The organism is Sediminibacterium salmoneum NBRC 103935, from assembly GCF_000511175.1.
GTDB classification, from domain to species: Bacteria; Bacteroidota; Bacteroidia; order Chitinophagales; family Chitinophagaceae; genus Sediminibacterium; species Sediminibacterium salmoneum.
Map to the genome: position 1 here is coordinate 772,001 of NZ_KI866530.1, position 24,482 is coordinate 796,482.

General features: G+C 38.9%; 27 protein-coding genes and 1 tRNA gene. 9 read left to right on the forward strand and 19 right to left on the reverse strand.

Annotated elements, in window-relative coordinates; genetic code table 11:
• From P767_RS18630 to P767_RS0103825, 7 genes are all read right to left on the reverse strand, one after another.
• The coding region (locus tag P767_RS18630) for a pyridoxal-phosphate dependent enzyme (protein WP_216593198.1) at positions 1-217 on the reverse strand (217 nt) is incomplete at its 3' end.
• A gap of 244 nt (positions 218-461) precedes the next feature.
• Positions 462-1,361 (reverse strand): LysR family transcriptional regulator, encoded by a 900-nt coding sequence (locus P767_RS0103800; protein WP_026763462.1) that lies wholly within the window; start codon positions 1,359-1,361, stop codon positions 462-464.
• Between the two features lie 6 nt (positions 1,362-1,367).
• Positions 1,368-2,723, reverse strand: coding sequence for a pyridoxal-phosphate dependent enzyme (locus tag P767_RS0103805; protein WP_026763463.1), 1,356 nt, complete (start codon positions 2,721-2,723; stop codon positions 1,368-1,370).
• A 53-nt stretch (positions 2,724-2,776) separates the two neighbouring features.
• Positions 2,777-3,349, reverse strand: a complete 573-nt coding sequence (locus P767_RS0103810; RefSeq protein ID WP_026763464.1) for a 1-acyl-sn-glycerol-3-phosphate acyltransferase — start codon at positions 3,347-3,349, stop codon at positions 2,777-2,779.
• A gap of 22 nt (positions 3,350-3,371) precedes the next feature.
• A complete protein-coding gene (gene plsX, locus P767_RS0103815) occupies positions 3,372-4,319 on the reverse strand; it encodes a phosphate acyltransferase PlsX (protein WP_026763465.1) in 948 nt (315 codons plus the stop codon).
• Positions 4,320-4,352: 33 nt separating this feature from the next.
• A complete protein-coding gene (rpmF, locus tag P767_RS0103820) occupies positions 4,353-4,547 on the reverse strand; it encodes a 50S ribosomal protein L32 (protein WP_026751917.1) in 195 nt (64 codons plus the stop codon).
• 27 nt (positions 4,548-4,574) lie between these two features.
• Positions 4,575-5,120, reverse strand: coding sequence for a YceD family protein (locus P767_RS0103825; RefSeq protein WP_026763466.1), 546 nt, complete (start codon positions 5,118-5,120; stop codon positions 4,575-4,577).
• On the opposite strand from P767_RS0103825, the gene P767_RS0103830 reads away from it, so the two are divergent.
• Together P767_RS0103830 and P767_RS0103835 are read left to right on the forward strand one after the other, a co-directional pair.
• A complete protein-coding gene (locus tag P767_RS0103830) occupies positions 5,112-6,296 on the forward strand; it encodes a DUF3810 domain-containing protein (protein WP_026763467.1) in 1,185 nt (394 codons plus the stop codon). The two genes, P767_RS0103825 and P767_RS0103830, sit on opposite strands and share 9 nt — an antisense overlap.
• The gene (locus P767_RS0103835) at positions 6,293-6,766 is read left to right on the forward strand and encodes a TspO/MBR family protein (protein WP_026763468.1); all 474 of its coding nucleotides are present in this window, start codon (positions 6,293-6,295) and stop codon (positions 6,764-6,766) included. The genes P767_RS0103830 and P767_RS0103835 overlap by 4 nt, the downstream gene beginning before the upstream one ends.
• Here the strand turns inward: P767_RS0103835 and dcd are convergent.
• Positions 6,763-7,299, reverse strand: a complete 537-nt coding sequence (dcd, locus tag P767_RS0103840) for a dCTP deaminase (RefSeq protein ID WP_026763469.1) — start codon at positions 7,297-7,299, stop codon at positions 6,763-6,765. The genes P767_RS0103835 and dcd overlap by 4 nt on opposite strands.
• Positions 7,300-7,368: 69 nt before the next feature.
• Between dcd and P767_RS0103845 the strand changes: the two genes are divergently transcribed.
• Entirely contained in the window at positions 7,369-8,004 is a 636-nt protein-coding gene (locus tag P767_RS0103845) for a 4'-phosphopantetheinyl transferase family protein (RefSeq protein WP_026763470.1), read from the forward strand.
• Here P767_RS0103845 and P767_RS0103850 read toward each other — a convergent pair.
• The 6 genes from P767_RS0103850 to P767_RS0103875 all read right to left on the reverse strand — a co-directional run bounded on the left by P767_RS0103850 (position 8,001) and on the right by P767_RS0103875 (position 14,022).
• The gene (locus P767_RS0103850) at positions 8,001-9,200 is read right to left on the reverse strand and encodes a DUF2130 domain-containing protein (RefSeq protein WP_037352238.1); all 1,200 of its coding nucleotides are present in this window, start codon (positions 9,198-9,200) and stop codon (positions 8,001-8,003) included. The genes P767_RS0103845 and P767_RS0103850 overlap by 4 nt on opposite strands.
• Before the next feature lie 43 nt (positions 9,201-9,243).
• Positions 9,244-10,155, reverse strand: coding sequence for a prohibitin family protein (locus tag P767_RS0103855; protein ID WP_026763472.1), 912 nt, complete (start codon positions 10,153-10,155; stop codon positions 9,244-9,246).
• 56 nt (positions 10,156-10,211) lie between these two features.
• Positions 10,212-11,699 (reverse strand): PH domain-containing protein, encoded by a 1,488-nt coding sequence (locus P767_RS0103860; RefSeq protein ID WP_026763473.1) that lies wholly within the window; start codon positions 11,697-11,699, stop codon positions 10,212-10,214.
• Positions 11,686-12,594: a PH domain-containing protein gene (locus tag P767_RS18100; RefSeq protein ID WP_084799810.1), complete on the reverse strand. Its 909-nt coding sequence runs from the start codon at positions 12,592-12,594 to the stop codon at positions 11,686-11,688. The genes P767_RS0103860 and P767_RS18100 overlap by 14 nt, the downstream gene beginning before the upstream one ends.
• Positions 12,595-12,667: 73 nt before the next feature.
• Positions 12,668-13,462 (reverse strand): hypothetical protein, encoded by a 795-nt coding sequence (locus tag P767_RS0103870; RefSeq protein ID WP_026763474.1) that lies wholly within the window; start codon positions 13,460-13,462, stop codon positions 12,668-12,670.
• Positions 13,463-13,467: 5 nt separating this feature from the next.
• Positions 13,468-14,022 carry a pentapeptide repeat-containing protein gene (locus P767_RS0103875; RefSeq protein ID WP_051417075.1) on the reverse strand — a complete coding sequence of 185 codons (555 nt, stop codon included), beginning with the start codon at positions 14,020-14,022 and terminating at the stop codon, positions 13,468-13,470.
• Between the two features lie 331 nt (positions 14,023-14,353).
• On the opposite strand from P767_RS0103875, the gene P767_RS15725 reads away from it, so the two are divergent.
• Together P767_RS15725 and P767_RS0103885 are read left to right on the forward strand one after the other, a co-directional pair.
• Entirely contained in the window at positions 14,354-14,887 is a 534-nt protein-coding gene (locus P767_RS15725; RefSeq protein WP_216593199.1) for a carbonic anhydrase, read from the forward strand.
• Position 14,888: 1 nt separating this feature from the next.
• On the forward strand, positions 14,889-15,653 hold the full coding sequence (locus P767_RS0103885) for a DUF2490 domain-containing protein (protein ID WP_026763476.1): 765 nt from the start codon (positions 14,889-14,891) through the stop codon (positions 15,651-15,653).
• A 20-nt stretch (positions 15,654-15,673) separates the two neighbouring features.
• Here the strand turns inward: P767_RS0103885 and P767_RS0103890 are convergent, their stop codons facing one another.
• From P767_RS0103890 to argS, 4 genes are all read right to left on the reverse strand, one after another.
• Complete coding sequence (locus P767_RS0103890; protein ID WP_026763477.1) at positions 15,674-16,033, reverse strand: DUF2200 domain-containing protein; 360 nt, start codon at positions 16,031-16,033, stop codon at positions 15,674-15,676.
• Positions 16,034-16,037: 4 nt separating this feature from the next.
• Complete coding sequence (locus P767_RS17460; RefSeq protein ID WP_051417077.1) at positions 16,038-16,802, reverse strand: copper resistance protein NlpE N-terminal domain-containing protein; 765 nt, start codon at positions 16,800-16,802, stop codon at positions 16,038-16,040.
• A gap of 229 nt (positions 16,803-17,031) precedes the next feature.
• Positions 17,032-17,115, reverse strand: a tRNA-Leu gene (locus P767_RS0103900).
• 33 nt (positions 17,116-17,148) lie between these two features.
• Positions 17,149-18,960, reverse strand: a complete 1,812-nt coding sequence (argS, locus tag P767_RS0103905) for an arginine--tRNA ligase (protein WP_245586825.1) — start codon at positions 18,958-18,960, stop codon at positions 17,149-17,151.
• A gap of 35 nt (positions 18,961-18,995) precedes the next feature.
• Here argS and P767_RS0103910 point away from each other — a divergent pair, with 35 nt between their 5' ends.
• Positions 18,996-19,496: a GtrA family protein gene (locus P767_RS0103910; RefSeq protein WP_026763479.1), complete on the forward strand. Its 501-nt coding sequence runs from the start codon at positions 18,996-18,998 to the stop codon at positions 19,494-19,496.
• Between the two features lie 132 nt (positions 19,497-19,628).
• Positions 19,629-21,530 (forward strand): molecular chaperone DnaK, encoded by a 1,902-nt coding sequence (dnaK, locus tag P767_RS0103915; protein WP_026763480.1) that lies wholly within the window; start codon positions 19,629-19,631, stop codon positions 21,528-21,530.
• A gap of 102 nt (positions 21,531-21,632) precedes the next feature.
• Here dnaK and dnaG read toward each other — a convergent pair whose 3' ends face one another.
• Entirely contained in the window at positions 21,633-23,561 is a 1,929-nt protein-coding gene (gene dnaG, locus P767_RS0103920; RefSeq protein WP_026763481.1) for a DNA primase, read from the reverse strand.
• An 86-nt stretch (positions 23,562-23,647) separates the two neighbouring features.
• Here dnaG and P767_RS19035 point away from each other — a divergent pair, with 86 nt between their 5' ends.
• Positions 23,648-23,902, forward strand: coding sequence for a DeoR family transcriptional regulator (locus tag P767_RS19035; RefSeq protein WP_316929599.1), 255 nt, complete (start codon positions 23,648-23,650; stop codon positions 23,900-23,902).
• Positions 23,841-24,395, forward strand: coding sequence for a DeoR/GlpR family DNA-binding transcription regulator (locus tag P767_RS15735; RefSeq protein WP_316929600.1), 555 nt, complete (start codon positions 23,841-23,843; stop codon positions 24,393-24,395). Before P767_RS19035 ends, P767_RS15735 begins: the two co-directional genes overlap by 62 nt.
• The last annotated feature ends 87 nt before the right edge of the window (positions 24,396-24,482 follow it).

Here is a 24,482-nt window from a genome sequence, read left to right on the forward strand (position 1 = left end):
TTTGAATACCCAGTTCTTTTGCTTTTGATACTCCCATGCTTAATCCCCTTGCTTTGAAAGAACCTGTGGGATTTCTGGCATCGTCTTTTAGCCAGATTTCATGTAAGCCCAAATGCATGGATAATTTATTCAACTTGCTTAAGGGTGTAAATCCTTCTCCTAAACTAACAATATTGGTTTCCTTTAATACGGGCAAAACCGGCTGATATCTCCACATAGATTGTATAGCTGTACGAATGAATTCCTTTCCAGAAGATGGCAAATCATAAATTGCATTTAAAGGAACATTGCAGCAGGTTGCAAATGTCTGCAATGATGTATGGCTGTAGAGTTTACCACAATTACTACATTCAAGTCCTCGTATACCGGACACTGTCATGCTTGCCGAAGATGGGTTTTTCATACCGTAAAGCTAGCCCTGACCAGATAATCTTAAATGATTATATAATTATAGTCGATAACTAATAGTTATATATAGAATTGGCCATTTTAATGAAAACTTTATTCAGCTCACTTTTTTCTCCCCGGCGTTCAATAAAGAAAAACTGTCGCTGCAATTGAAGGCCCTCTATCTGAATCTCCTTCAGCTCACCCGCTTTTAATTCTTTCTGAACAGATATATTGGGAAGAAATCCCACCGCATCAGAAGCCAGTAAAAAGTTTTTTAAAGCTTCTGTTCCTCCCAGTCTCACTTTTACTTTTAATTGGGATAAATTAATTTTATGTTTAGATAAGCCCCGCTTAAGCACAGCCAATGTGCCACTTCCCACTTCTCTTAAAGCAATAGGCAGCTCAACGAGTTCCTGCAAGGAATAAGATTTCTTCTTCAACACTTTACTATGGCTACTGCAAACTGCAATAACCTTATCGGTTATAAAAGGTGTGTATTGTATCTGGGGAACCTTACTGTTTTCTTCAATAATGCCCAGGTTAATCTGTTTGTTAATCAATGCCTCTTTTACCAATTCGGAATTACGGTTCAGTAAACTAATTTCAACTTGCTGAAATTGCTGGTTAAAGGCAGACATTACCCTGGGTAAAATATACAGGGCAACGGTTGTGCTGGCTCCTAATTTTAAGTTACCCCTTGCTTGTAAGGCATCTTGTAAAACAGAGATATCAAATTCGGTTTGTTGTTCAATTGTCTTTACCGTCTGTAAACGACTGAGCAGTAACTGACCAGCTGCTGTAAGCTCAATCTGTAGTCCTTTCCTTTCAAAAAGCCTGGTTTGATACTGTACTTCCAGTAATTGAATATGCTTACTAATAGCAGGTTGCGAAATAAACAATACCTGACTGGCTTTTGAAAAACTCAAAAGCTCTGCAACATGCATGAAAACCATGTGTCGCGTAGAAATCATAATTGTTTATTTGGCTAAACTTTGCAGTACATCGTATTTGGTAACAATATGGTAGTCACCTTTTTCATCTTTTGCCAGTACAGCTCCGGTTTCCTTATTTATTAAACTACCCAGTCTTTCCACCGGTGTATCAAAATCTACAACAGGGTAGGAGGGCTCACTTACACTGCCTACTTTGGCATCCTTAATGTCGGCATTGCTAAACACTTTCTGAAACAAACCATTTTCTGAAACAGTGCCAACGGGTTGCCCATCCTGCATTACAGGTATATGCTCAATATCGTATTTCTTCATGAGAGCTACCGCTTCTGCAACAGTATCTTCCGGACTAACGGAAATCAATCGCTTGGCTTGTCTTCCGTTCACTATATCCTTGAAAGTTTTTACGTCGAGAAATCCTCTTTCCATCATCCACTGATCGTTGTATACTTTGCCCACATAACGGCTGCCGTGATCATGAAAAATACAAACCACAACTGCATCTGACGGTAGTTTATCTTTTAATTGCATCAATCCCTGCAAACAGCTTCCTGCACTGTATCCGCAAAAAAGTCCTTCTTCCTTGGCTATTCTTCTGGCCATTACAGCACCATCTTTATCGGTAACCTGCTCAAAATGATCTATCACGCTCATATCATAGTTCTCCGGCACAAAATCTTCTCCAAATCCTTCGCTGATATATGGATGCACATAATCCATATTTACTTCTCCGGTTTGATAGTAATGCGTTAACAAAGAACCGTAAACATCAATAGCCCATACCTGAATATTCGGATTCTTTTCTTTTAAATACATTGCTGTACCTGTAATAGTACCTCCGGTTCCTGCCGTACATACCAGGTGAGTTATTTTGCCTTCTGTTTGTTCCCATATTTCAGGTCCGGTACTTTCATAATGCGCCTGACGATTGGCCAGGTTATCGTACTGGTTCATATACATGGAATTAGGTATTTCCTTACCCAGTCTTTTGGCTACACTGTAATAACTTCTTGGATCATCGGGCATTACATTGGTAGGGCATACGATTACTTCTGCACCTACTGCTTTCAGTATATCAACCTTTTCTTTGGATTGTTTGTCGGTAGTAACAAAAATACATTTGTATCCTTTTACACAGGCAGCTAAAGCCAGTCCCATACCGGTATTGCCACTGGTTCCTTCAATGATGGTTCCACCCGGTTTTAATTTTCCTTCCTGTTCAGCTACTTCTACCATTTTCAAAGCCATACGGTCTTTAATGGAGTTGCCGGGATTAAAGTAATCTACTTTGGCCAGGATGGTGCCAGGTAAACCTTTTGATACTTTATTCAACTGAATCATTGGGGTATTACCAATGGTCTCCAATACGTTTTTCTTCCACATAAACTAACAAATGTTTGTTCAAAGATATTGTTTATTTGCTGATGTACCGGCTTCTACAAAAAGCTTTGATCCAGCGCAAATTTTTCCGGGAACCTGGGATGTATGTTCCGATAGAATTCCATAATTTCTTTCATGGTTTCCTGGTAGGTAGTTGGCATTACTTTTTTTCCTATGCCTGCAGTTTTCTTTTCATAATCAACATAACCTAATAGAATGGGTACATGGGCATTCTGTGCCACATGAAAGAACCCGGTTTTCCAGGCTGTCTGTCTGCTTCTCGTACCTTCTGGTGTAATTACTATAATCAATTCTTCGTTTGCATTGAATAAATCAACCATTGCTTCAACCAGACTGGGTCTGTTACCATCTTTTCTGGGACTGCGGTCAATGGCAATTCCACCCAGCGGTCTCATGATTAGGTTAAAAGGAAAACGCATCCATTCTTTTTTAACAGTAAACCTGATTCTTAATCCATAAATACCAAAAGATAATATCATGTACCAGAAATCCCAGTTACTCGTATGAGGGGCTGCTATTACAATGGATTTATGAATATCCTTGGGAAGGTTGGAATCGAGTTTCCATCCGCTTAAGCGTAAAAGAAGCCTGCAAAAAATGCGGAACATGAAAAATGATTAGTGGGTTAAATTAGGATGCTTTAAAAGAAGCAGCCATTTTATTGCAGATATCACTGCTGATCATTTTCTCAGCCAATGCAATCATATTAGAAAATGCCTTGTCGTTACTGATTCCATGACCAATAATTACAGGCTTGGCTACACCCAGAACAGGGGTTCCACCATAGTTTTCGTAGTGAAAACGATTTAAATAAGAATCGTTGGAGAGATTTCTTTCTTTGGCAATATCATAGAAAGACTCCGCCATTTTTAATACAATGTTTCCGGTGAATCCATCGCAAACCATCACATCGGCTTTGTCATTAAAGAAATCTCTTCCTTCAATGTTTCCTATAAAACGGATCTGCTTGTTTTCTTTCAACAGGGGATAGGTTGCTTGTGCAAGAATATTGCCTTTTCCTTCTTCTTCTCCTACATTAATTAAGCCAACACTGGGTTGTTGAATTCCCAGAATATGTTCAGCATATAAGCTGCCCAATACAGCAAACTGGTTTAAAACTTCGGGTTTACAATCTGCATTTAAGCCCACATCGAGTAATACCCCGGTCTGCCCATTTAATTTAGGCATAATAGTGGCAATAGTAGGTCTGCTAACCCCTTCAATGGCTTTGATGCTAAACATAGCGCCCACCAGCATGGCTCCGGTGTTACCGGCACTAATAAAAGCATCTAGTTTTCCGCTGGCCAATAAATGGAAACCTATGGCAATGGAAGATTTTTGCTTTTCTTTTAGCGCTTTTGTTGGATGCTCATGGTATCCGATGATTTCTGGGGCATGCACAAAATGCAAATTAGGTGATGAAAGCTGGTACTCTTTTACAAGAGGCTGTACCAGGTTCTCATCACCTATGCAATATATGTTTACTGAATTGCTGGAATTGTTTAGGTACAGGAGTATACCTTTCACCGCTTCTAACGGTGCGAAATCACCTCCCATCATGTCTATTCCTATATTCATTTCAGCAAGCAAATGGTATGTTGAACTATAAGGTTACGCTTTCAATGGAGCTTTTTCAGCTACCAGTTTTCCCTTATAGAACAATTTACCTTCGCTTACATGCGCACGGTGGCGAACATGAATTTCTCCAGTAGTAGAATCTTTGCTTAAAGTAACTTCCTGTGCTACATAGTGCGTTCTTCTTTTAGCACTTCTTTGCTGTGAATGTCTGCGTTTTGGATTTGGCATTGCTCAAAATTTATAATATCAAAAATTTTATTCTAAGTCCTTAAATTTTTCCAGTCCTTTCCAGATAGTTGGAGTGCTGTCTTTAGCAGCTTCTTCTTCCATCTTTCTTAATTTTTCCAACACTTCTTTATTGCATTTCGGTCCACCCATTTCTTCGGGTGAACAGGTTTTTTGCAAAGGTATGCTCAGATTTACGAACTCGTAAATCCAGTCTGCAACCATCAAGTGGCTTTCGTTTCTACTGATGTAATAAACATCCGGATCTTCTTCCTGCTCATTCATGGTATCGGGTTCGTCCACCATTTTAACAATGATATTGAACTCGTCCCATAGTTGCAGTGGAAGGGTATTGCCACACCGATCACAACCTGCCTGAATACTACCGTCAATATCAAATTTCAATTGCATGAATCCCGATTTTTTGTCGAGATACAGTTTTACGGTTGCATCACACAGGCTAAAATCCTGCTCGCCATATGGTATAAAGAACTTGTCGTCCACCTTGTATTCGTACAAATGAACGCCCGGCTTCAAACCCACAAATGCGATCTCATATTCGCGCCGATGATTCATATCCACGTTTTAAGGGTTTGCAAAGGTAGAAAAAACAAGGGAATTTGCCAAAGTAAACTAAAAATAAGCCCCGGTGATTCATTTGCTGTAGTAACTTTAACCGGTAAAGGAGTTTTCACTATGCTTGTAAAAGACCAAAATAACCTGAAAATTTGTATTTCCGCGGGTATTTTGGCCATATTCAGCCTTTTTTTGGGGAATTGGGAGGCTTTTGTGGAAAACTGCTATGCCCCTAAAATTTATCCACTTTTATCGGAATGGCTGAGAACCTTGTCTGGTATTTTCCCATTTAATATTGGTGACTGGCTTTATGCAGGACTTATTCTGATCATTATCTGGAAGCTATTTCAGAGAAAATGGGTTAGTGTAGCAAGCTGGATATTTAGCATTCTCTTTGTTTTTCAGCTTTTCTGGGGGATTAATTATTACCGAAAGGGTATAGCCGCTCAGCTGAAATTGAGTAAAGCAACTTATTCGGGTTCAGAAATCAATGCATTAACCCTGCAACTAATAGATTCAGCCAATCACTACAGAGAATTGTTAGGGAAGGGGGCCATACCTGAAATGTCGCTTGAGAAACTGGTAGCAGAAGCCCAAAAAGGATTTCAAAATGCTTCCGGGCGATTTCCTTTTTTATCTATTCAAATTAAATCTGTAAAAAGAAGTTGGTTAACACCGGTTGCTGACTATATTGGTTTTACTGGCTATTATATACCTTTTACCGGCGAAGCCAATCTTCGGGATGATTTGCCAGCCATCCTGAATCCTTATATTATCTGTCACGAAGTAGCCCACCAGCTGGGCTATGCCAGTGAGAGTGAAGCGAGTTTTGCAGGCCTGCTTGCTGCTGAAGCCAGTAATAATCCCACCCTGAAATATTCGCTTTACCTGGATTTGCTGGGATATGCTTTCTATGAACAATATTTACTTTCGGCCCAATTACCCTATAGTGATTTTGAAAAAATGGTCAAGGAAAACAGAAGCAGGATGGATACCTTAGTGAAGCAGGACAGAAAAGAAATCAGGGATTTTTTTAACCAGCGAAAAAATGCCATTAGTCCTATCAGCAACGAATTGTACGATCAGTTTTTAAAATTGCAACAACAAGCTGCGGGTATAAAGAGTTATAATGAAATCATTGCCTGGTATATTAATTATCAAAAAAACAAATCATGAGTTTAAGCAATACACAGAAATTAATCATTTCCATCGTTGCCACTGTTGGCATTGGATCTTTGGGCGGAATATTTACCATTGCTGAAATTCCAAACTGGTATGCTGGTTTAAATAAGCCATCTTTTAATCCACCCAACTGGCTATTTGGCCCGGTTTGGACCAGTTTGTATACCATGATGGGAATTGCTTTTTATTTAATCTGGAAACAGCCGGCAACGGATATAAGAAAAAAAGCCATTCAGCTTTTTATTATTCAGTTTGTGCTGAATTTTTTCTGGTCCATTATTTTCTTCTCCCTGCATGCCATTGGTGCCGCAACAATAGAAATTATTGTCATGTGGATTTTTATCCTGTTAACCATAATTCAATTCAGCAAACTTTCAAAAGCAGCTGCCTGGTTACTGGTGCCTTATATTGCCTGGGTTAGCTTTGCCACTATTCTTACTGCAAGTGTTTGGAAGCTCAATTAAAATTTGTTCTTCCACATCATGCTTTCAATTGGCTTGTTGGGTTGACCACTGTATTTGGCATTACCTTTCTGATTGTATTTTACACCAATTTCTCCATCAACAGGGAAATAAATCAGCTGACCAATCGGCATGCCTCTGTAAACCCGAACCGGTTGCTTGCAGGAAATTTCCAATGTCCAGTTTCCGCAAAAACCAACATCGCCTTTACCGGCAGTAGCATGTATGTCTATCCCCAATCTTCCTGTAGAAGACTTGCCCTCTAAAAAGGGAACATGGGCATGGGTTTCGGTATATTCTTCGGTTACACCCAAATAAAAACCGCTGGGATGTAATACATATCCTTCTTCGGGAATTTCGAAATACGTAATGGTGTTGTGCTTCTTTGCATCCAGCACTTCATCTGTATAGGTAGCCAGCCATTTCCCGAGGTGTACATCGTAGCTATTGCTTCCCAAATCTGCACGGTTATAGGGTTCAATAACAATGGTACCCTTGGCTATTTCCTCCAGTATACGTAAGTCGCTTAAAATCATTCTGTTTAATTTTACAGTTGTATTGCAAAAAAATACTAATTCTGCATACAATACATAAAAATTTTTAGCGTGCCGCTGCATTATCAACATAATATCAACGATTTTACCCGTCTGGCAGTCTGGAAGATTGATGAGCCGGAATCGTTTTTTACCCAAAAAGTGAGTGTGCAGCAGTGGGTAACCCATCCTCACAAGCGTTTACAGCACCTGGCAGGGAGATTTTTGCTGCCGTATTTGTTTTCAGATTTTCCATCAGCGCTAATTCAGATTGCCGATACCCGTAAACCTTATTTGCCCGACGAGGAGTATCATTTCTCTATTTCTCATTGCGGAGATTATGCTGCAGCCATTGTAAGTTCTAATTGCAGGGTGGGAATTGATGTGGAACTGGTAACGCATCGGGTAGATAAAATCAGGCATAAATTTTTACATACTGCTGAGTTATTGGAGTGGAATATAGAGGGATTGGAACCTGCTGAAAGATTCAGCACACTCACTTTATTGTGGAGCGCCAAGGAAGCCATGTTTAAATGGTGGGGAAGGGGTGATGTGGACTTCAGTGAATGCATGCAGGTAAAAGCCGGTAAGCTGGGGACTTCCGGGCGTTTGCAAGCCCGTTTTACCAAAGGGGATTTCTACCAGGACTTAGTGCTGCAGTACCAGCTGAGTGCTAGCTTAAGCCTGGTATATGTAGTGAACGACTAATCAATCAATAGTGGATCGTTGTCTTCCAGTAAATTCAGATTAACCGCATCTGCGCCTGCAATTCCTTCCACAGAACCCTGAATATGAGCAGCATTCAGCAATACTTTTTCCAATTGCTTCTCCCTGGCTTTCCAAAGCTTTTCCATGGTGTCTCTTTCCCGCTGAATACTCTGTCGCATGGTCATGAAACCCTCACGGATCGCTTTCCACTGTTCACTGAATTCGGTGCCGGTTAAATAGTCGTACAGCATGACCATTTTATCACCTTTGTTTTCCTGACTTTTTCTGGCCTCTGCTATTTTCAACAAGGCATTTCTTAATAAAAGGGCTACGGATCTGACTTCGGAGAAAGTGCAGATATAAACGCCATCCTTTTCTCCGAAACGGTCCATGTCTTTCGGGAAAGTCTGGGTAACAATAACTGCAACATCAGCGCCAAAACTGCGCATATCTTTTTTTAATTTTTCAATCCATTCATTGGAGAAATCCTTGGTACGCTTACTCTCATATATGATCTTGCCAGATTCATTTCCAAATTGATTGCGAACTATCTGAATACAATCTGCTCCGCGAACGCCTTTGCCCACTTCCTCAATTTTGTCGAATGGAAAAGTAGATTGAAGCATTTCTTCCAGCATTAACTCCTGCACTTCACCCTGCAATTGCATACTTCCCTGCTCTTGTTTTCTGCGCATTTCTTCTACCAGTTTCTTCTGGTCTTCAATCTGCTTTTCCAGTTCCTTCGTCCTTAATTGATATTCCTGTTCCTTCAGGCTAATTTTATCTGCTTCTTCTTTTTGTAACTGTTCTTTCAGCTTTGTTCTTTCTTCCAGTAATTGTCGCTGAATGGTAAGCTGAATTTCTTCTTCCTTTGCCTTTAAAGCCTGTTCTTTTTGAAGAAATTCCAATTCCTTTTTTCGGGACTCTTTTAACTTCTCTTCTGATTCAACTGCCTTTTGCTGCAAAATTTTCAATTGGTTTTCATAATCGGCTGCCAGAGATTTGCGAAGGGACTCCTGCATTTCAGTCTGCATTCGCTTTTTTTCAGCCTCCAGCAATTCAGCCGTTTCTAGTTCTTTTTTCTTCTGCCAGTCGATCATTTTGCCTCGAAGTTCTTTCTCAATCTCTTCACGCATGGTATCACCTGGTTCAAATTGGTGATTACAGTTAGGGCAGGTTATAATAAAACTAGACATACTTAAAATTTCTGCCATGAAGGTATAAAAAAGCCCTGCTCAACTAAAATTTATCTGGTAGGGTAAGGAAGGGCGTTTTACCATCTGTAATTACCAATTTGCTATTATTGCTATTAGATAACATTCTGAAAGCTTCTATCTGTCTTAGTTTCAGAATAGAAGGCGTTAGGGTTTTATTTATTGTATCGTTTGCTTTTCTGGTTGCCATGGCTTCAATAGTAACAGCATTTGCTTTACCCTCTGCTTCAATTTCAAAGATTTTTTTTCTGGCTTCTGCCTGAATGATTGCAGCATTCTTTTCTCCCTCTGCCTGAATGCGTGCAATTTCTTTTTTGCCTTCTGCTTCTATAATCCTTCTCTCTGCATCCCTCTTTTCTCTTTCCTTTACAAACTCCATTCTTTGTGCATCCTGTTCAGCTTGTAGTTTTTCCTCAATAGTTCTTGCAAGTCCTTCCGGCAAACGAATACTTTTCATGAGTACATTGTCAATCACAAACCCTCTGGGTTCCAGAATATCTGTCATTTGTTTCCTGATTGCATTCTCAATCTGGGCTCTCTCTCCGCTGTGCATGTCTTTAGCAAGAAACTTTGAAGTGATATCTGCTGATGCTGATCTGAAAACAGGAAGTATAACTTCACTTTCATAATTCAACCCTATATTCTGAACAATTTTTGGAGCAGCTTCAGGTTTTATTCTATACAGAATAGAAATTTCAGAACGTATAGTAAGCCCCTCTTTGGAAGGCAGGTCTGGTTTTACTTCAATATTCATGATTCGGGTGGGTACTTTTAAAATGGCTGTAGTGAAAATATTGTATCCCTTGGGTCCTTGTTCCACATACTCAGGATCAATTTTTCCAAGACGTCTCTTTACGCCCACTTCTCCCTGACGGATTACAGTACAGGAACTAAAGAGAATAACCAGGCCACAGATTAGGTAAAGTTTTTGTTTCATAATGGTTTATTTAGTGATGAATGAATAAATAAATCCAATTATGATGCCGCGCTATGTTAAGACTTATCCAACTCTATCTCATATAAACAACGGTCAGCTATAGCCTGCGCTTTTGATAAAGGAATAAATGGAAGTTTAATGGAATCACCGGCGGTATGCAACACCAGTGTAGCGAGTTCCATTCTTCTCAGAAAAGGACTGGTTTCCAATGCTACATGTTGTACTTTCTTAAAATTCAATAAGATATGTTCTTCTCCCCAAATACCTTTCTGAATCTGCAATGAGGTTTGGTTATACCAGAATATGAATTTCATATGTCTGATTTTAAAAGTAACAAGAAAATAAAGGAAGAGCAGAAGTGGAATAATCATCACCCAGGGTTCCCAGAAATACAAGGCTACTGATGCTGCAAAAGCCACTGGTAAAATATAAATCATCGTTACCCTCCAGGCATAAGAAGGATGTGTATAGTTTGGATTTTCGGATAGAGAAGGCCAAAAGGGCTGATAGTACGCTGAAAGCTTTTTCAAAACATCTTCCTGCATAACGGGAAGTTTGATGTATTGGTCATCTTTCAGAATGTTTTCGCCAACCATAAAGAATCGGAGAATTTTGATGCCCAGCAATTTTCGAACAAAGTTGCTGTTCCAGCTTATCAGTTGTACTTTATTCTGCAGCATCATTTTCTGCTGTGTTTGAAGAAAGCCCCATTTTACCTTAAATCCCTTTTGATTGGCGGTCAATTGCATATCGTTATAACGCAATAAAACACGTATTACTGAGAAAGCAAGCGTAATGGCAATGCCCAAGCCAATCATGCCTGCAATCATGGAAGCCGTAAAGTTGATCTGATTTACCTGTTCATCTATAATTGCATCTGTTTTTTTACCAAAAAACTGTCTGAGATCATCCAGCCTCGACATGGCAAATGCAAAAATTAAAGAAAGCGTCCGGATATGATTTTCTGAAATAGCCAGTTTCAATAGATCGATATTGCGCAGACCCATTAACTGTATGCTGTTATTGTTGGAGATATTGGCAGCAGAGACTAATTCTTTTTGCTGGAGTATATCCTGCAAATCCAGTGCTTTATGATAATCTATAGCTGATAATTCCAATTCTGTTTTTTCACTACCCGCTGTTTCTATTTTCATGGTACAGGTATCTGTAAACCGATGAATGTAATTCTGTACCAAATGCACAGATTGAATTTTTGTAATTGGAATTGTTTTGGTTTTCCTGGTGAAAATGCCGGTTTCCTCCATTAATTCATTCCCGTTAATATAAATACGAGTCTTAAAAAACTGAATGAATTTTTGTATGTGAAAAACCAATAGTATGGCCGCAGTCAATAATAAGAAATATATCAGTTTATCTGAACGCCTTTCGGAATCATCTGTTTCCTCATTTTGTTTAAAGAAAGCTCTGACAATAAAATACAAAATGAGTACCCAGCTTTCCCTGATTGTTTTTCCAATTATAAATAGTAAGGCTACGGGTGAAAGCTTTTGAGGCTTCGTCCAATCGGTTTTAGTTCGACTCATTCCTCACCATTTTTTCCGTCATCCAATCTTTCAGCTGCTCTGCTGTTTCCTTTTTAAGACCATTGATACTGATATCCCCCAGGTGACTGGCCGCTGTCATTAATTTTATGGAAGCCAACCCGAATTTTCTGCCAATGGGTCCGGATTGAATTACACAGTTTTGAACTTTCCCAAAAGGGATGATATGCGTATCCTGAAAAATCCAACCTTTTCTGCAAATCAGGTCTTTTTCTCTGATTGCCCATGCCAGATTTTTAAATCCAATCTCAATGAATGCAATAACAGTAAAGCAAATCAGCAATAAGGCTCCCACAGTGCTAAAAATTATCCAATTCTTTTGTAAGGCATCTACCCAGATAAACAGGGGTATGGCAATAACTGTAAGAATAAGAAAAAATAAAGACCAACTCAGGTATAATACTTTTTTATAAGTTGCTTCTACCGGTTCAAGTACTGTTGGAGCATACCGGGGAATTTCAGAACTGGTTACCGGATTATTGGTAAATGCCATGGGTTCAATTAAGTCCCATAAATTGCCGTATAGATCCTGGAAAACGGCAACGGTTCCAAATGCTTCTTTACTGGGTTCTCTAACGATGGGTATTTTTTGCTCAAGTAGATTTTGATAATCTCTTTGAAAATTGTCTGTGTGCAAAAACAAAAATACCCTGCCACCCGTTTGGTCACCAATTCTGGAGCTTTGTTCTTCATTGGCCGCTTTTGCCAACAACAATCTACAGTTCCCATTTCCCCTCGGCTTTATAATTACCCATCGTTTTGTCTCACTCAATATTGTATCTTCTACCAACTCAAAATGTAGTTTTTGAGTATAATAAGCAATTGCCCTGTCGTAATCATCCACAACAATTGCAATCTGCGATAGATGCTGATTCATAATTTATAATGCTTTCTTCCTGTAATGATAAAATGAAGATAAATTAAATTGTATCATATGTAACAGAGGGCTATTAAAAGGAAAGAGAGTACTGGTCAAATGGCAATTCCTTACGTTTGAGAATTGATTTCCTTTTGCCTGATATTTCATCTATTTTAAATCCTGTCTGGTTAATGTTGATTGTATGTTTCGACGGATTATATGCAAATTCAGTTTTGAATTCATAGTAACCTTTCTGGGTTGAATCATAGTTCCCGGCATTGTCTTCCAGGGAAATCATGCTTAAGAGTAACTCGCCAGACATGTAAAACTTGGTAGTAACTGTTGAGATTCCCATGCCATTGTAGGGGTCATCAATTTTTAATATTTCATATCCATCACCCAGGTTTACAAAAGAAATCAAATATGATTTTTCTCCAAACGATCCATGTGTGGCAAAATTCTTTCTAAAGTTATGAATTTGCAAACTGTCGTTTACAAAACTGTATGTGAAATATCCCAATTTTAGTCCGCAGACATGACAATCGTTGGCATTCACCATTTTTCCTGTATCATCCTTTGTCATAGGAGCAGTGCTAAAAACAGCCAGGTATTCTGTTTCATTGTTTTGGTTGATTGTAAAAATCGTGTCTATAGTAGAAAAGAGAAATTGAGAGTCAGTAAACTGTCCATTATACTCAATGATATCCCCTTCAGTTGCTGTCCATTTTATTGTTCCCGTAGTACTATCAAGATTCCCATTTAGTAGATTTGATAAAACAGCGGAAGGCGTTTGCTTGATACCGCTTTCTGTTTTGAAATCTTTTTTGGATTTACATGAAAGGTTAATAAGCAATAGGATATAGCTGAAAATGATGGCAGGTTTCATAAATTCTAATCTATGTTAATGTTAAAGGGGTATAATAAACCCATTAAATTGTTACTTGAAAATCTGGCTTTTTTTATTTGATTATTCAAGGGGTGAATAGAAAAATTTAAAGCTGTTCTAAGATCTGCATTTTCCAGGTTGGTTCTGTCGAAAATGGCGCCAGATAAATCACAATCATTAAAAATTGCCGCACTTAAATCGGCTTCTGTAAAATCAGCTTCTATCAGAGCTGAATTAGAAAATTTCGTCTTCTGGATTTTCATTTGATAAAATGAACTGTGATTTAGCTGACAACCCTCAAACGAAAAGGATAAAGAAAACGGGTTGCAGGTTTCAAATTTAATGCCCAGTAACTTACAATCATTAAATGCAATATCCTGCAACGTGGATTTGAGAAGTTTACACAAACTTAGATTGCAAAACCTGAATTCACAGTCGATGAATTTATACCCGGATAAATCCAGATTACTGAAGTTGCATTGATTGAAAATGCAATTTTCATATTCTGCTTCTTCAATAGCCAATGCTTTATCAAATTGCTGACCCTGAATTTCTTTCATTAATCTAATCTGTTTGTGAATAAAAAAGCGCTTCAATTAACATATAATTCCAACTAAGAAACAAACGAATTGAGCCAATACAATGTTAACCAAGAAAACTCAATTATGAAAGTGATTTTAACCTTAACGGCTTTTTTAGCCTTTTTAACTGCGGCTTTAGGACAATCTAAACCCAATTCAACCAATATTGATATAAAAAAATTTAGATGGGCAAATGAAAATTATACAATGGATAGGGATTCTGCTTATGCCAACCCCTACATTGGCATACAGAAATTAGTGGGAGGCAACAGAAGATTTGTAGAAGGGAAAAGCATAAAACCCCGACAGAATGCAGAGACTTTGCAAAAAACTGGAAGATGGTCAAGCCCCATTTGCAACTATTGTAGGCTGTTCAGATAGCAGAGTTCCCAATGAATTAATATTCGATCAAGGTCTGGGGGATTTATTTATCATCAGAACAGCTGGACAGGTATCTGCAGCTGCTTCTTACGGCAGCATGGAGTTTGCCACTCTAAAACTAAAAACCAAGCTGATCGTAGTGCTCGGTCATACAGAATGTGGAGCTGTTGCTGCAGCAGTTGAGCGACCCGAAGATGTCCCTGGTCATATAGTTACCCTAATTAATGAAATTAAATCTGCCGTTTCAAAAAGCGCTAATAAGCCAGGTAATAAAGTAGAGAACGCAGTTCGGCAAAATGTTATAGAACAGGTAAATAGTCTAAGAGACCTTGAACCTATTTTAAGTAAAAAATATAAAAACGGGGAATTGTTAATTGTGGGTGCTTTGTATGATATTCATTCGGGCAAAGTAGAGTTTTTAGAAGAAACCCTCGTTAATTTGCCTAGATTTAAAAGAATGTAAAATGATGACAATTTCAAAATCCTTACTTCTCATTACTTTTACCATATTACTTTCATCCAATACCATCCTTTCCCAAACCAACAGAATTAACGACAGGAATTCAATTGGGTGGTTCAACTATTTTGGTACATTTAAATTAAATGCTAACTGGAGCATTCATACAGAATATCAATGGCGCAGAGATCAAGTAGTTAAAGACTGGCAACAAAGTTTGCTTAGAACAGGCATCAATTACCAACTGAATAAAGAAGTTCAACTTAGATTCGGTTATGCATGGATAGAAACTTTTTCCTACGGTGATATACCCTTAAACGCATTTGGGAAGCAATTTACAGAACATCGTACTTATCAGATGGCGACCATCAACGATAAAATTGGTAAAGTATCCCTGTCACATCGTTTTATGTTGGAGCAAAGATGGCTTGGCAGGTATACTTCTGCAGTTGATTCCAAAGACGATGATTTTTTGTTTATGAATCGGATGCGCTACATGATAAGGGGACAAATTCCATTAACAAAAAATGCACCTAATTCACTTTACATTGCCGCATACAATGAAATACTAATAGGATTTGGAAAGAATGTTGGGGAAAATGTATTTGATCAGAACCGGATTGGTCTGTTAGTAGGGAAAGCAATAAATAATTCTTTCAGAATTGAGGCTGGTTATATCAATCAAATTGTACAGTTGGGCAGGGAAGTGAATAACAGGAATGTATTTCAATATAACAATGGCGTTATTGTAAATACGTATTTCAACTTTTAGAAAGTAAAGCGCAAATAGTATCAGCGCATTATTTTTTCAAGAGACTTCCCTTTGGCCAATTCATCTACAATTTTGTCTAAATAACGTACCTGTTTTGTTAAAGCATTCTCGATTTCTTCAATTCTGTAACCACATATTGTGCCCTTGATTAACTCAGCATTTCTGTGGAGTTGGGCTTTTGAAAAGAATTCGGAAAAATTAACTTTATCTAAAATCAGTTGTTGAATTTGTGATTCTGTATAACCTGTTAGCCACTCAATTACTTTGTGTAACTCAGCAATGGTTCTTCCTTTTTTTTCAACCTTTGCCACATAGTGTGGATACACAGAGGCAAAACTCATTTTAGCTATTTTTTCGTCGTGGTGACTGGTGGTAGACATGATTTTATTCCTGAGATTTTACACATTTAATTAGCACTTGTTGGTCTTTTCCATAAAAAGACAAAATGTCTGCATCCCTGTTTATTTTGATGGATTTATTTAATGCTTTTGCCAGGCTTAGTTCTGTGGTATCCGGGCAAGCCATCAATGTACTCATGCCCTGGTTAACCCTTAGTTCCTGTTGATTTCTGATTTTGTAATTGAAACTTAGGCTGTTGCAATTGGCTTTTGCTTCCAATCTTCTTTCTTTGGAATGAAATATCAGGTAGTGGGTTTCAGATTTGCCTTTAATAATATTTCCGTTTATTTCGGAGAGCACCCATTTTGTGTTTTCAATTTCAAAATTTCCACTCTTAAATAAAATATAATTGTCTGCCATCGCGCCTTCAATCTGATTACCTTGAGTATCTAACTTTCTTAGTCTGCCTTCTTCTACTTTAAAGATTATTTTGGAATCCTTACTGGCAGAATCTTCTAATTGGATATTGTTATTCTGCCAGGTGAATTTCCCCTTACTGGTAAAAACGTTTTGTTTGTCTAAATATTCCTGGGTTAATACATATGTTTGATCGTTATTTAATGTTATTTCTGTCTCAATACCAGAACAGGAAGCACAAGGAAGAATTCCAGAGTAGGTTCCCTGCCAATCCAATGCATTTTGAGCCGTATGATGGTCTGGTGGTGATTGTTGGGTAGTTTGATTAGATGAGCTGCAGGAGAGGATAGTACAGAGTACCACCGTTATAATAAATAGGAATCTTAAAGACATATGGAATGCTTTTCGTGAATAAATCAGCTTATTAAATATAAGAAAAAAAGAATGTATTTGTATATGATTGTCGGCCTCACTTCGTTCGGCCGACTTCCTGAATGGGGGGCTTACCCAAAGACCCTTCTGCGCCTTTGGTGCATTTAGGGTTTTCCATTTTCATACTTACAAAAGCAAGCTTTTGACGTATTCAAATAGAAAACCCCGACACTTCGTGTCAGGGTCTTTGTGCCCGAGACTGGATTCGAACCAGCACGCCGTTTCCAGCACCACCACCTCAAGGTGGCTTGTCTACCAATTTCAACACCCGGGCGCCTTTGCAGGCTGCAATATTAAAATATTTTTCTTACATCCTTTCGGGTACTTTAATACCCAGCACTTCCATTCCATTTTTTATAGTAGTGGCAGTTAATACAGACAACATAATGCGCAATTGCTGCTTGCTCTTACTTTCTGCATTGGCTATGGAATGTTCTGCATAGAAAGAACTAAAGATTTTGGCTATATTGTAAGTATAAATTGCCACTTTCGATGGATCCTGTTCTTTGGCTGCCTCCTGCAATGTTTCAGGAAACTGTTCCAGCGCTACGATCAATTCCTTTTCGAGTGGACTAAATGAATTGTCTATCGCCAGTGTAAGTTTTGAATCCTTGTTATATTGGAGTTTCCGGAGTATACTGCTGATACGGGCATAAGTATACTGAATAAATGGCCCGGTAAATCCATGGAAATCGATGCTTTCTTCCGGATTAAATATCATTTTTTTCTTTGGATCTACGCGCAATAAGAAAAACTTTAATGCACCCAATCCAATGGTATCATATAAAGCCACTCTTTCTTCTTCTGTAAAATCATTCACTTTACCCAGTTCTTCTGTTTTTTCACGGGCAATGCGAATCATTTCGTCTACCAGGTCATCTGCATCCACTACCGTGCCTTCCCGGCTTTTCATTTTTCCGGTTGGCAATTCTACCATTCCATAACTTAAGTGATATATTCCATCCGCTGAAGGCAATTGTAGCTTCTGACAAATCAGTTTCAATACTTTAAAATGATAATTCTGCTCGTCGCCCACAACATAAATACTCTGCTGGGCATTGAATTCCTTTTGCTTTTGCTCAGCCAGTCCTATATCCTGTGTAATATAAACTGATGTGCCGTCTTTTCTTCTTACCAGTTTTTCATCTAAACCATCGCCGGTTAAATCAATCCAAACACTCTGATCTTCTTTCTGGTAAAATACATTCTGGTTAAGCCCCTTATCTACCAGATCCTTGCCTAATAAATACGTGTTACTCTCATAATAAATTTTATCAAAGTCGGTTCCGATTCTCTTGTAAGTAGTGTCAAAACCTTCATAAACCCAACCATTCATCTCTTTCCACAACTGAATTACATCTGGCTTTCCTGCTTCCCAATCCAATAACATTTGCTGAGCTTCTTTCATGATGGGAGCTTCCTTCTCTGCCAGTTCTTCAGATAGCCCTTTCGCCTTCAGTTCTGCAATTTCCGACTTATAGGCATCATTGAATTTTACATAGTAATCCCCTACAAAATGATCGCCTTTCATACCTGTACATGCTGGAGTCGCTCCATTCGCATAGCGTTGCCAGGCAATCATACTTTTACATATATGTATTCCACGATCATTTACAATACAGGTTTTTACAACCTCATTTCCGGTTGCTTTTAAAATTTCTGCAATGCTTCTTCCGAGGAAATTATTTCTTAAGTGGCCAAGATGCAGGGGCTTATTGGTATTAGGAGAGGAGTATTCAACCATTACCTTATTCCCATTAAGCGGAGCAAAACCATAGCAGGCATTGGAATAGCTACTCAATAGCTTTTCAGACCAGTATGTTTCGGGAATGGTCAGGTTCAGAAAGCCTTTAACCAGGTTGTAGCCGGAGAATAGAGTGGGATGGTTGCTAACCAAAAAATCTCCCAGTTCTTTACCCAACTGTTCCGGTGATTTTTTGAGTGTTTTTACAAAAGCAAACAAAACCACTGTATAATCCCCTTCAAACTCAGGTTTGGTTTGATTTACCAGTACCTGCTCGGGAAGCACAGATGCTCCATAAAGTGCCTGTATACTGCTGGCAGCTGCCTGTTTTATTTGATTGACCACACTCATAATCTTAACAATTTCGGGATGCAAAACTAACTATTTATCAACTACCTTCGCGCTCCGTTATGCAAAAGCTGCACAAATTCGTTAGTGGATTTATTCTACAGGTAGTTGACTGGTTTTATCCCTTGTTCAGCAGATTCATGCCAAAACAAACCTATCGCTATGCAGCCTGTGGTGGTTTTAATACGGTGCTGGATATTGGACTTTTCTTTATTGCATACAATTATATATTAGACAAATCGGGGGTACAATTGTATTCGTTAACGGTCAGTCCGCATATTGCCTCTTTTATTTTGAGTTTTATCATCACCTTTCCCACCGGATTTTACCTAAGCCGTTATGTAGTTTTTCAGCAAACCAGTGTTACCAAACGTGCCCAGCTGGCTAAGTATTTTCTGGTTGTTTTTGGATGTATACTGCTGAATTATATCTTTTTAAAAATATTTGTAGACAGTTTTGGCTGGTATCCAACTCCCTCCAAAATACTAACTACCGTATTTGTGGTTTTATTCAGTTATTTCTCTCAAAAGAACTTTACGTTCAAGGCCAGACAGCTACAATAAGGCCCTTTTTACGCTAAAATGTCTATATAATCCTGTTTAATACGACGATTTGGTAGTGAATCTGACAATTTTGCACTTAACTGACCCGTGGCATAATCATTGAATATTCTTCTGCAATTGAAAACATATATTATGGCAAAAATTATTGGAATAGACCTCGGAACCACCAACAGCTGTGTATCCGTAATGGAAGGTAACGAACCTGTAGTCATTGCAAATGACGAAGGACGCCGCACTACTCCTTCAATAGTAGCATTTTTAAAGAATGGCGAACGCAAAGTGGGAGATCCTGCAAAAAGACAGGCTATCACCAATCCTCAAAACACTATTACCAGTGTTAAACGTTTTATGGGTCGTCGTTACGATGAAGTAACCGAAGAAATCAGCCACTGGAGCTATCAGGTAGCCAAAGGCGATAACAATACCGTGCGTGTACAGATCGAAGACCGTATGTACACTCCTCAGGAAATTTCTGCGATGATTTTGCAGAAAATGAAAAAAACAGCAGAAGACTATCTGGGTCATGAAGTAAATGAAGCGGTAATTACCGTTCCGGCTTACTTTAATGATGCACAGCGTCAGGCAACCAAGGAAGCTGGTGAAATTGCAGGCCTTAATGTTAGAAGAATTGTAAACGAACCAACAGCTGCTGCCCTTGCTTATGGATTAGACAAGAAGAATGCAGACCAGAAGATTGCTGTATTCGATTTGGGCGGTGGTACTTTTGATATCTCTATTCTTGAACTGGGAGATGGGGTATTTGAAGTGAAATCTACCAATGGAGACACTCATTTGGGTGGAGATGATTTTGATAAAGTGATCATGGATTGGTTGGCAGACGAGTTCAAAGCACAGGAAGGAATCGACTTGCGTAAAGATCCGATGGCTTTGCAGCGTTTGAAAGAAGCTTCTGAAAAAGCGAAAGTAGAATTAAGTTCTTCTTCTGAAACTGAAATCAATCTTCCTTATATCACTGCTGTGGACGGAGTTCCAAAGCACCTGGTTTTAAAATTATCCAGAGCAAAATTTGAGCAGTTGGCCGATACTTTATTTGCCCGTTGTTTAAAGCCTTGTGAAGCTGCATTGAAAGATGCCGGATATTCAACTTCTCAGATTGACGAAGTAATCTTAGTAGGTGGTTCAACCCGTATTCCTAAGGTTCAGGAAATTGTAGAAAAATTCTTTGGTAAGAAACCCAACAGAAGTGTGAATCCGGATGAAGTGGTTGCCTTAGGTGCTGCTATTCAGGGTGCTGTTCTTACTGGTGAGGTAAAAGATGTGTTGTTATTGGATGTTACTCCTTTAAGCCTTGGAATTGAAACCATGGGCGGTGTAATGACTACCATGATTGCAGCTAATACCACTATTCCTACCAAGAAAACAGAAGTGTACTCAACAGCTAGTGATAACCAGCCAGGTGTACAGATTCATGTACTTCAGGGCGAGCGACCAATGGCCAATCAGAATAAGAGCCTGGGTATGTTTAACCTGGATGGTATTCCGCCAGCGCCAAGAGGCGTACCTCAGATTGAAGTTACTTTTGACATTGACGCCAACGGTTTGTTGAATGTAAGTGCAAAAGACAAGGGAACGGGTAAAGAACAAAAAATCAGAATTGAAGCGGGTAGTGGCTTAAGCAAAGAAGAAGTTGAAAAAATGAAAGCTGAAGCAAAAGCCAACGAAGCAGCTGATAACGAAGCCAGAACCCGTGTTGAAAAACTAAACCAGGCTGATAGCTTGATTTTCCAAACAGAAAAACAATTTAAAGAGTTTGGAGACAAAATTCCTGCAGATAAAAAAGGTGCTATTGAAACTGCATTAAGCAAACTGAAGGAAGCGCATAAAAACCAGGATATCCCTGCAGTGGATGCAGCTATGGCTGAAATGAATACTGCATGGACAGCTGCAAGCGAAGATATCTACAAAGCACAGCAGGAAGCAGGTGCTCAGCCAGGTGCTGATGCCGGAGCTGCCAGTGGTGATGCTACAAAATCAGATACCGTTGAAGACGCACAATTTGAAGAAGTAAAATAACGATACTGTTATACAATACAAAAGCCCTGAGTTTACTCGGGGCTTTTTCTTTTATTTAATTCAGCATTAATGCCAATTGAAGCGATTCGGATAATATAAGCGCTATCGGAGAATAACAGTACCCAGTTGTTTGGTTATAGCAATTTCAAACTCTTTCAGTTGCTTGTGTAGTTCTATTAGTTTTAACTGCTCTTCAAATGAAGCTGTTTCCATATCCCGCTGATTTTGCTCGAACATTTTTTTGATCTTTCTGAGTTTGAAATAATTCAGACTCATTTCGGTATCTGGTATAGAAACATCCTTATTCACAATATTCATATTGGGCAATATTTCATCCCAACGGTTGCTCAATTCAAACGGAAACAAAGAAATATTTATCAGTAGTTCACGAATAGATGAGTCATCATGATACAACATGGTTTTTGTAGTAGGCTCAAGGCCTTTGTTGTATGCCTCTTTGTACAAGTCTATCAGCTTTTCATAGGTTGGATTCTCAATAGGGTAGTTCTCTAGTTCTTCAAATATGTATGCAGCAATGGTTCGGGTTTCATCATAAGGTTTCAGCCCATACTCATATAAAACACGAACTACATTTTTCTCTACCTGATCGTCCTGTTGCAGTAATAATTGCCCTTCATCTATATCCCTGTTGGGCTGCATAGAATCCTGATGTATAAAATCAGCCTCTTCAAAAGGGAGCTTTTTTTCTTCCTTGGCAATTTTGTCTCTCTTGAATTTATTTACCAGATTGGTAAAGCCCGCTTCGTCAATTTTTAATAAGGAAGCACACTGTTTTATATAATCCTGTTGTCTGGTAAAATCTTCCGCCCGACTTATTTTACTGAGCGTTTCTGCAATCTGATTTACAATGCCACTTTTTTTATTGATATCATTTCCCGCTTCTTTCAACAACACTTCCAGCTGAAAAAGGATAAAATCTTTTTTGGAAGCTGCAATAAATGCATTGAATGCAGTGGCCCCAACTTTGTTTACATAACTATCCGGATCTTCTCCGTCGGGAATCAATACCAGCTTTACGTCGAGGCCTTCCTCTACAGCCAGATCCAATCCCCGAAGGGCCGCTTTAATACCTGCTGCATCGCCATCGTAAATAATGGTTAAATTATTGGTGTACTTTTTTATTAATCTTAGTTGATCAATGGTAAGGGATGTTCCACCGGATGCTACCACATTTTCTATGCCCGCCTGATGCAGACTTACCACATCTGTATAACCTTCTACCAGTAAACACTCTTTGGCTTTGTCGATGGCTTGTCTGGCAAAATAAGAACCGTATAAAATCTTGCTCTTGCTATAAACTTCGTTTTCCGGGGTATTGATATACTTGGGCGCTTTATCGGCCTTGCCAATTACCCTTGCACCGAACCCGATAATCTTTCCGGTATTATTATGAATGGGGAAAATGATACGGCCTCTGTAATTATCTACCAGTTCTTCGTTGCGAAATGCCACGAGTCCGGTCTTGGGCAATAAATCTTTGTTGAATTGATTTTGTAAGAGGGCAGCAGTTAAAGCATCTTTTGTAGAGGGATTATAACCGATCTGGAATTTCTGCAGCACTTCTTCACGGAAGCCCCGTTCTTTTAAATAAGAGCCGGCAATCATCTGTCCTTCTTCGGAATGAAACAATTGCTCTGTGAAAAACTTCTGAGCAAAGGTGTTGATGGCATGCAGGCTTTCCGATACCTGTTGTTGCTGAACTTGTTCGGGGGTTCGCTGGGTTTCCTCTATCTCTACGTTATATCGATGCGCCAGCCATTTCAGGGCTTCAACATAACTGTATTTTTCATGTTCCATCAAGAAAGTGATAGTATTACCACTCTTGCCGCAACCAAAACATTTATAGATTTCCTTTACGGGAGATACGGTAAAGGAAGGAGATTTCTCTCCATGAAAAGGGCATAATCCCAGATAATTGGTTCCCCTTTTCTTCAGTTTTACAAATTCCCCTATCACATCAATGATGTCGATTCTGCTGGTAATTTGCTGTTTGGTCTGTTCAGATATCATATTGAATGGGTAAAATTAAGCAAGCCAAGGCGTACGTTCTAAAAAAAATATTTGCGTGATTTTGCAGGAACTTGTTAATTTTAAAGATGTTAAAAAAAGAACGTCAGGCGTATATCATTCAGCAAATCAACATTCATAATAAAGTATTGTCATCTGATTTATGTGTTCAATTAGATGTTTCGGAAGATACTGTCCGCAGAGACCTGCAAGAGTTAGCGGAAGAAGGTAAGCTGATAAAAGTACACGGAGGCGCACTGGCCAAATCTTTCCATTTCACAATTGAAAGTCAGCAAGTCTACTCCTTGCCTGAAGAAAAAAATTATTGCGCACAAAGCCATTGACCTGATTAAAGATGGTATGCTGGTGGTTATTTCAGGCGGAACCACCATGCGCGAACTGGTGAATATGCTCCCCCCGGACCTGAATGTTACTTTCGTAACCACCAATGTTCCCATTGCACTGGAACTGCTGGAACATCCGAATGCAGAAGTAATTTTCCTGGGAAACAAACTATTGAAAAGTGCTCAAATGGCCGTAGGAGCAGAAGCGGTACAAAGACTAGGACAACTCAAAGCCGATTTATGCTTATTAGGAACCAATAGCATTGATCTTCAGATGGGGATTACCGACCTGGAATGGGAAATCATAGAAGTTAAAAAAGCCATGATTGCCTGTGCCCAGAAAACCGTATCCCTGGCTATTTCTGAAAAATTGAATTCTATCCAGCGTTTACAGGTCTGTCCTTTAGACCAGGTGGATATTTTAATTACAGAACTGGATCCTTCCAATGAGAAATTACAACCCTACGCTAAGCGTGGTTTAACTATTTTATAATTCCTTTAATGGTGTCACTTTAATTCCCGCAAAAAAATGTGCAATTATTTGCAGTCATTTTTGTGGTTTTAACAGATGATTAACCAT

Excerpts from the sequence above, each read along its gene's own strand:
- P767_RS0103800 (WP_026763462.1), bottom strand. The coding sequence starts at position 1,361 with ATGATTTCTACGCGACACATGGTTTTCATGCATGTTGCAGAGCTTTTG.
- P767_RS0103805 (WP_026763463.1), bottom strand. The coding sequence starts at position 2,723 with ATGTGGAAGAAAAACGTATTGGAGACCATTGGTAATACCCCAATGATT.
- P767_RS0103810 (WP_026763464.1), bottom strand. The coding sequence starts at position 3,349 with ATGTTCCGCATTTTTTGCAGGCTTCTTTTACGCTTAAGCGGATGGAAA.
- plsX (WP_026763465.1), bottom strand. The coding sequence starts at position 4,319 with ATGAATATAGGAATAGACATGATGGGAGGTGATTTCGCACCGTTAGAA.
- rpmF (WP_026751917.1), bottom strand. The coding sequence starts at position 4,547 with ATGCCAAATCCAAAACGCAGACATTCACAGCAAAGAAGTGCTAAAAGA.
- P767_RS0103830 (WP_026763467.1), top strand. The coding sequence starts at position 5,112 with ATGATTCATATCCACGTTTTAAGGGTTTGCAAAGGTAGAAAAAACAAG.
- P767_RS0103825 (WP_026763466.1), bottom strand. The coding sequence starts at position 5,120 with ATGAATCATCGGCGCGAATATGAGATCGCATTTGTGGGTTTGAAGCCG.
- P767_RS0103835 (WP_026763468.1), top strand. The coding sequence starts at position 6,293 with ATGAGTTTAAGCAATACACAGAAATTAATCATTTCCATCGTTGCCACT.
- dcd (WP_026763469.1), bottom strand. The coding sequence starts at position 7,299 with ATGATTTTAAGCGACTTACGTATACTGGAGGAAATAGCCAAGGGTACC.
- P767_RS0103850 (WP_037352238.1), bottom strand. The coding sequence starts at position 9,200 with ATGTCTAGTTTTATTATAACCTGCCCTAACTGTAATCACCAATTTGAA.
- P767_RS0103855 (WP_026763472.1), bottom strand. The coding sequence starts at position 10,155 with ATGAAACAAAAACTTTACCTAATCTGTGGCCTGGTTATTCTCTTTAGT.
- P767_RS0103860 (WP_026763473.1), bottom strand. The coding sequence starts at position 11,699 with ATGAGTCGAACTAAAACCGATTGGACGAAGCCTCAAAAGCTTTCACCC.
- P767_RS18100 (WP_084799810.1), bottom strand. The coding sequence starts at position 12,594 with ATGAATCAGCATCTATCGCAGATTGCAATTGTTGTGGATGATTACGAC.
- P767_RS0103870 (WP_026763474.1), bottom strand. The coding sequence starts at position 13,462 with ATGAAACCTGCCATCATTTTCAGCTATATCCTATTGCTTATTAACCTT.
- P767_RS0103875 (WP_051417075.1), bottom strand. The coding sequence starts at position 14,022 with ATGAAAGAAATTCAGGGTCAGCAATTTGATAAAGCATTGGCTATTGAA.
- P767_RS15725 (WP_216593199.1), top strand. The coding sequence starts at position 14,354 with ATGCAGAGACTTTGCAAAAAACTGGAAGATGGTCAAGCCCCATTTGCA.
- P767_RS0103885 (WP_026763476.1), top strand. The coding sequence starts at position 14,889 with ATGATGACAATTTCAAAATCCTTACTTCTCATTACTTTTACCATATTA.
- P767_RS0103890 (WP_026763477.1), bottom strand. The coding sequence starts at position 16,033 with ATGTCTACCACCAGTCACCACGACGAAAAAATAGCTAAAATGAGTTTT.
- P767_RS17460 (WP_051417077.1), bottom strand. The coding sequence starts at position 16,802 with ATGTCTTTAAGATTCCTATTTATTATAACGGTGGTACTCTGTACTATC.
- P767_RS0103910 (WP_026763479.1), top strand. The coding sequence starts at position 18,996 with ATGCAAAAGCTGCACAAATTCGTTAGTGGATTTATTCTACAGGTAGTT.
- dnaK (WP_026763480.1), top strand. The coding sequence starts at position 19,629 with ATGGCAAAAATTATTGGAATAGACCTCGGAACCACCAACAGCTGTGTA.
- dnaG (WP_026763481.1), bottom strand. The coding sequence starts at position 23,561 with ATGATATCTGAACAGACCAAACAGCAAATTACCAGCAGAATCGACATC.
- P767_RS19035 (WP_316929599.1), top strand. The coding sequence starts at position 23,648 with ATGTTAAAAAAAGAACGTCAGGCGTATATCATTCAGCAAATCAACATT.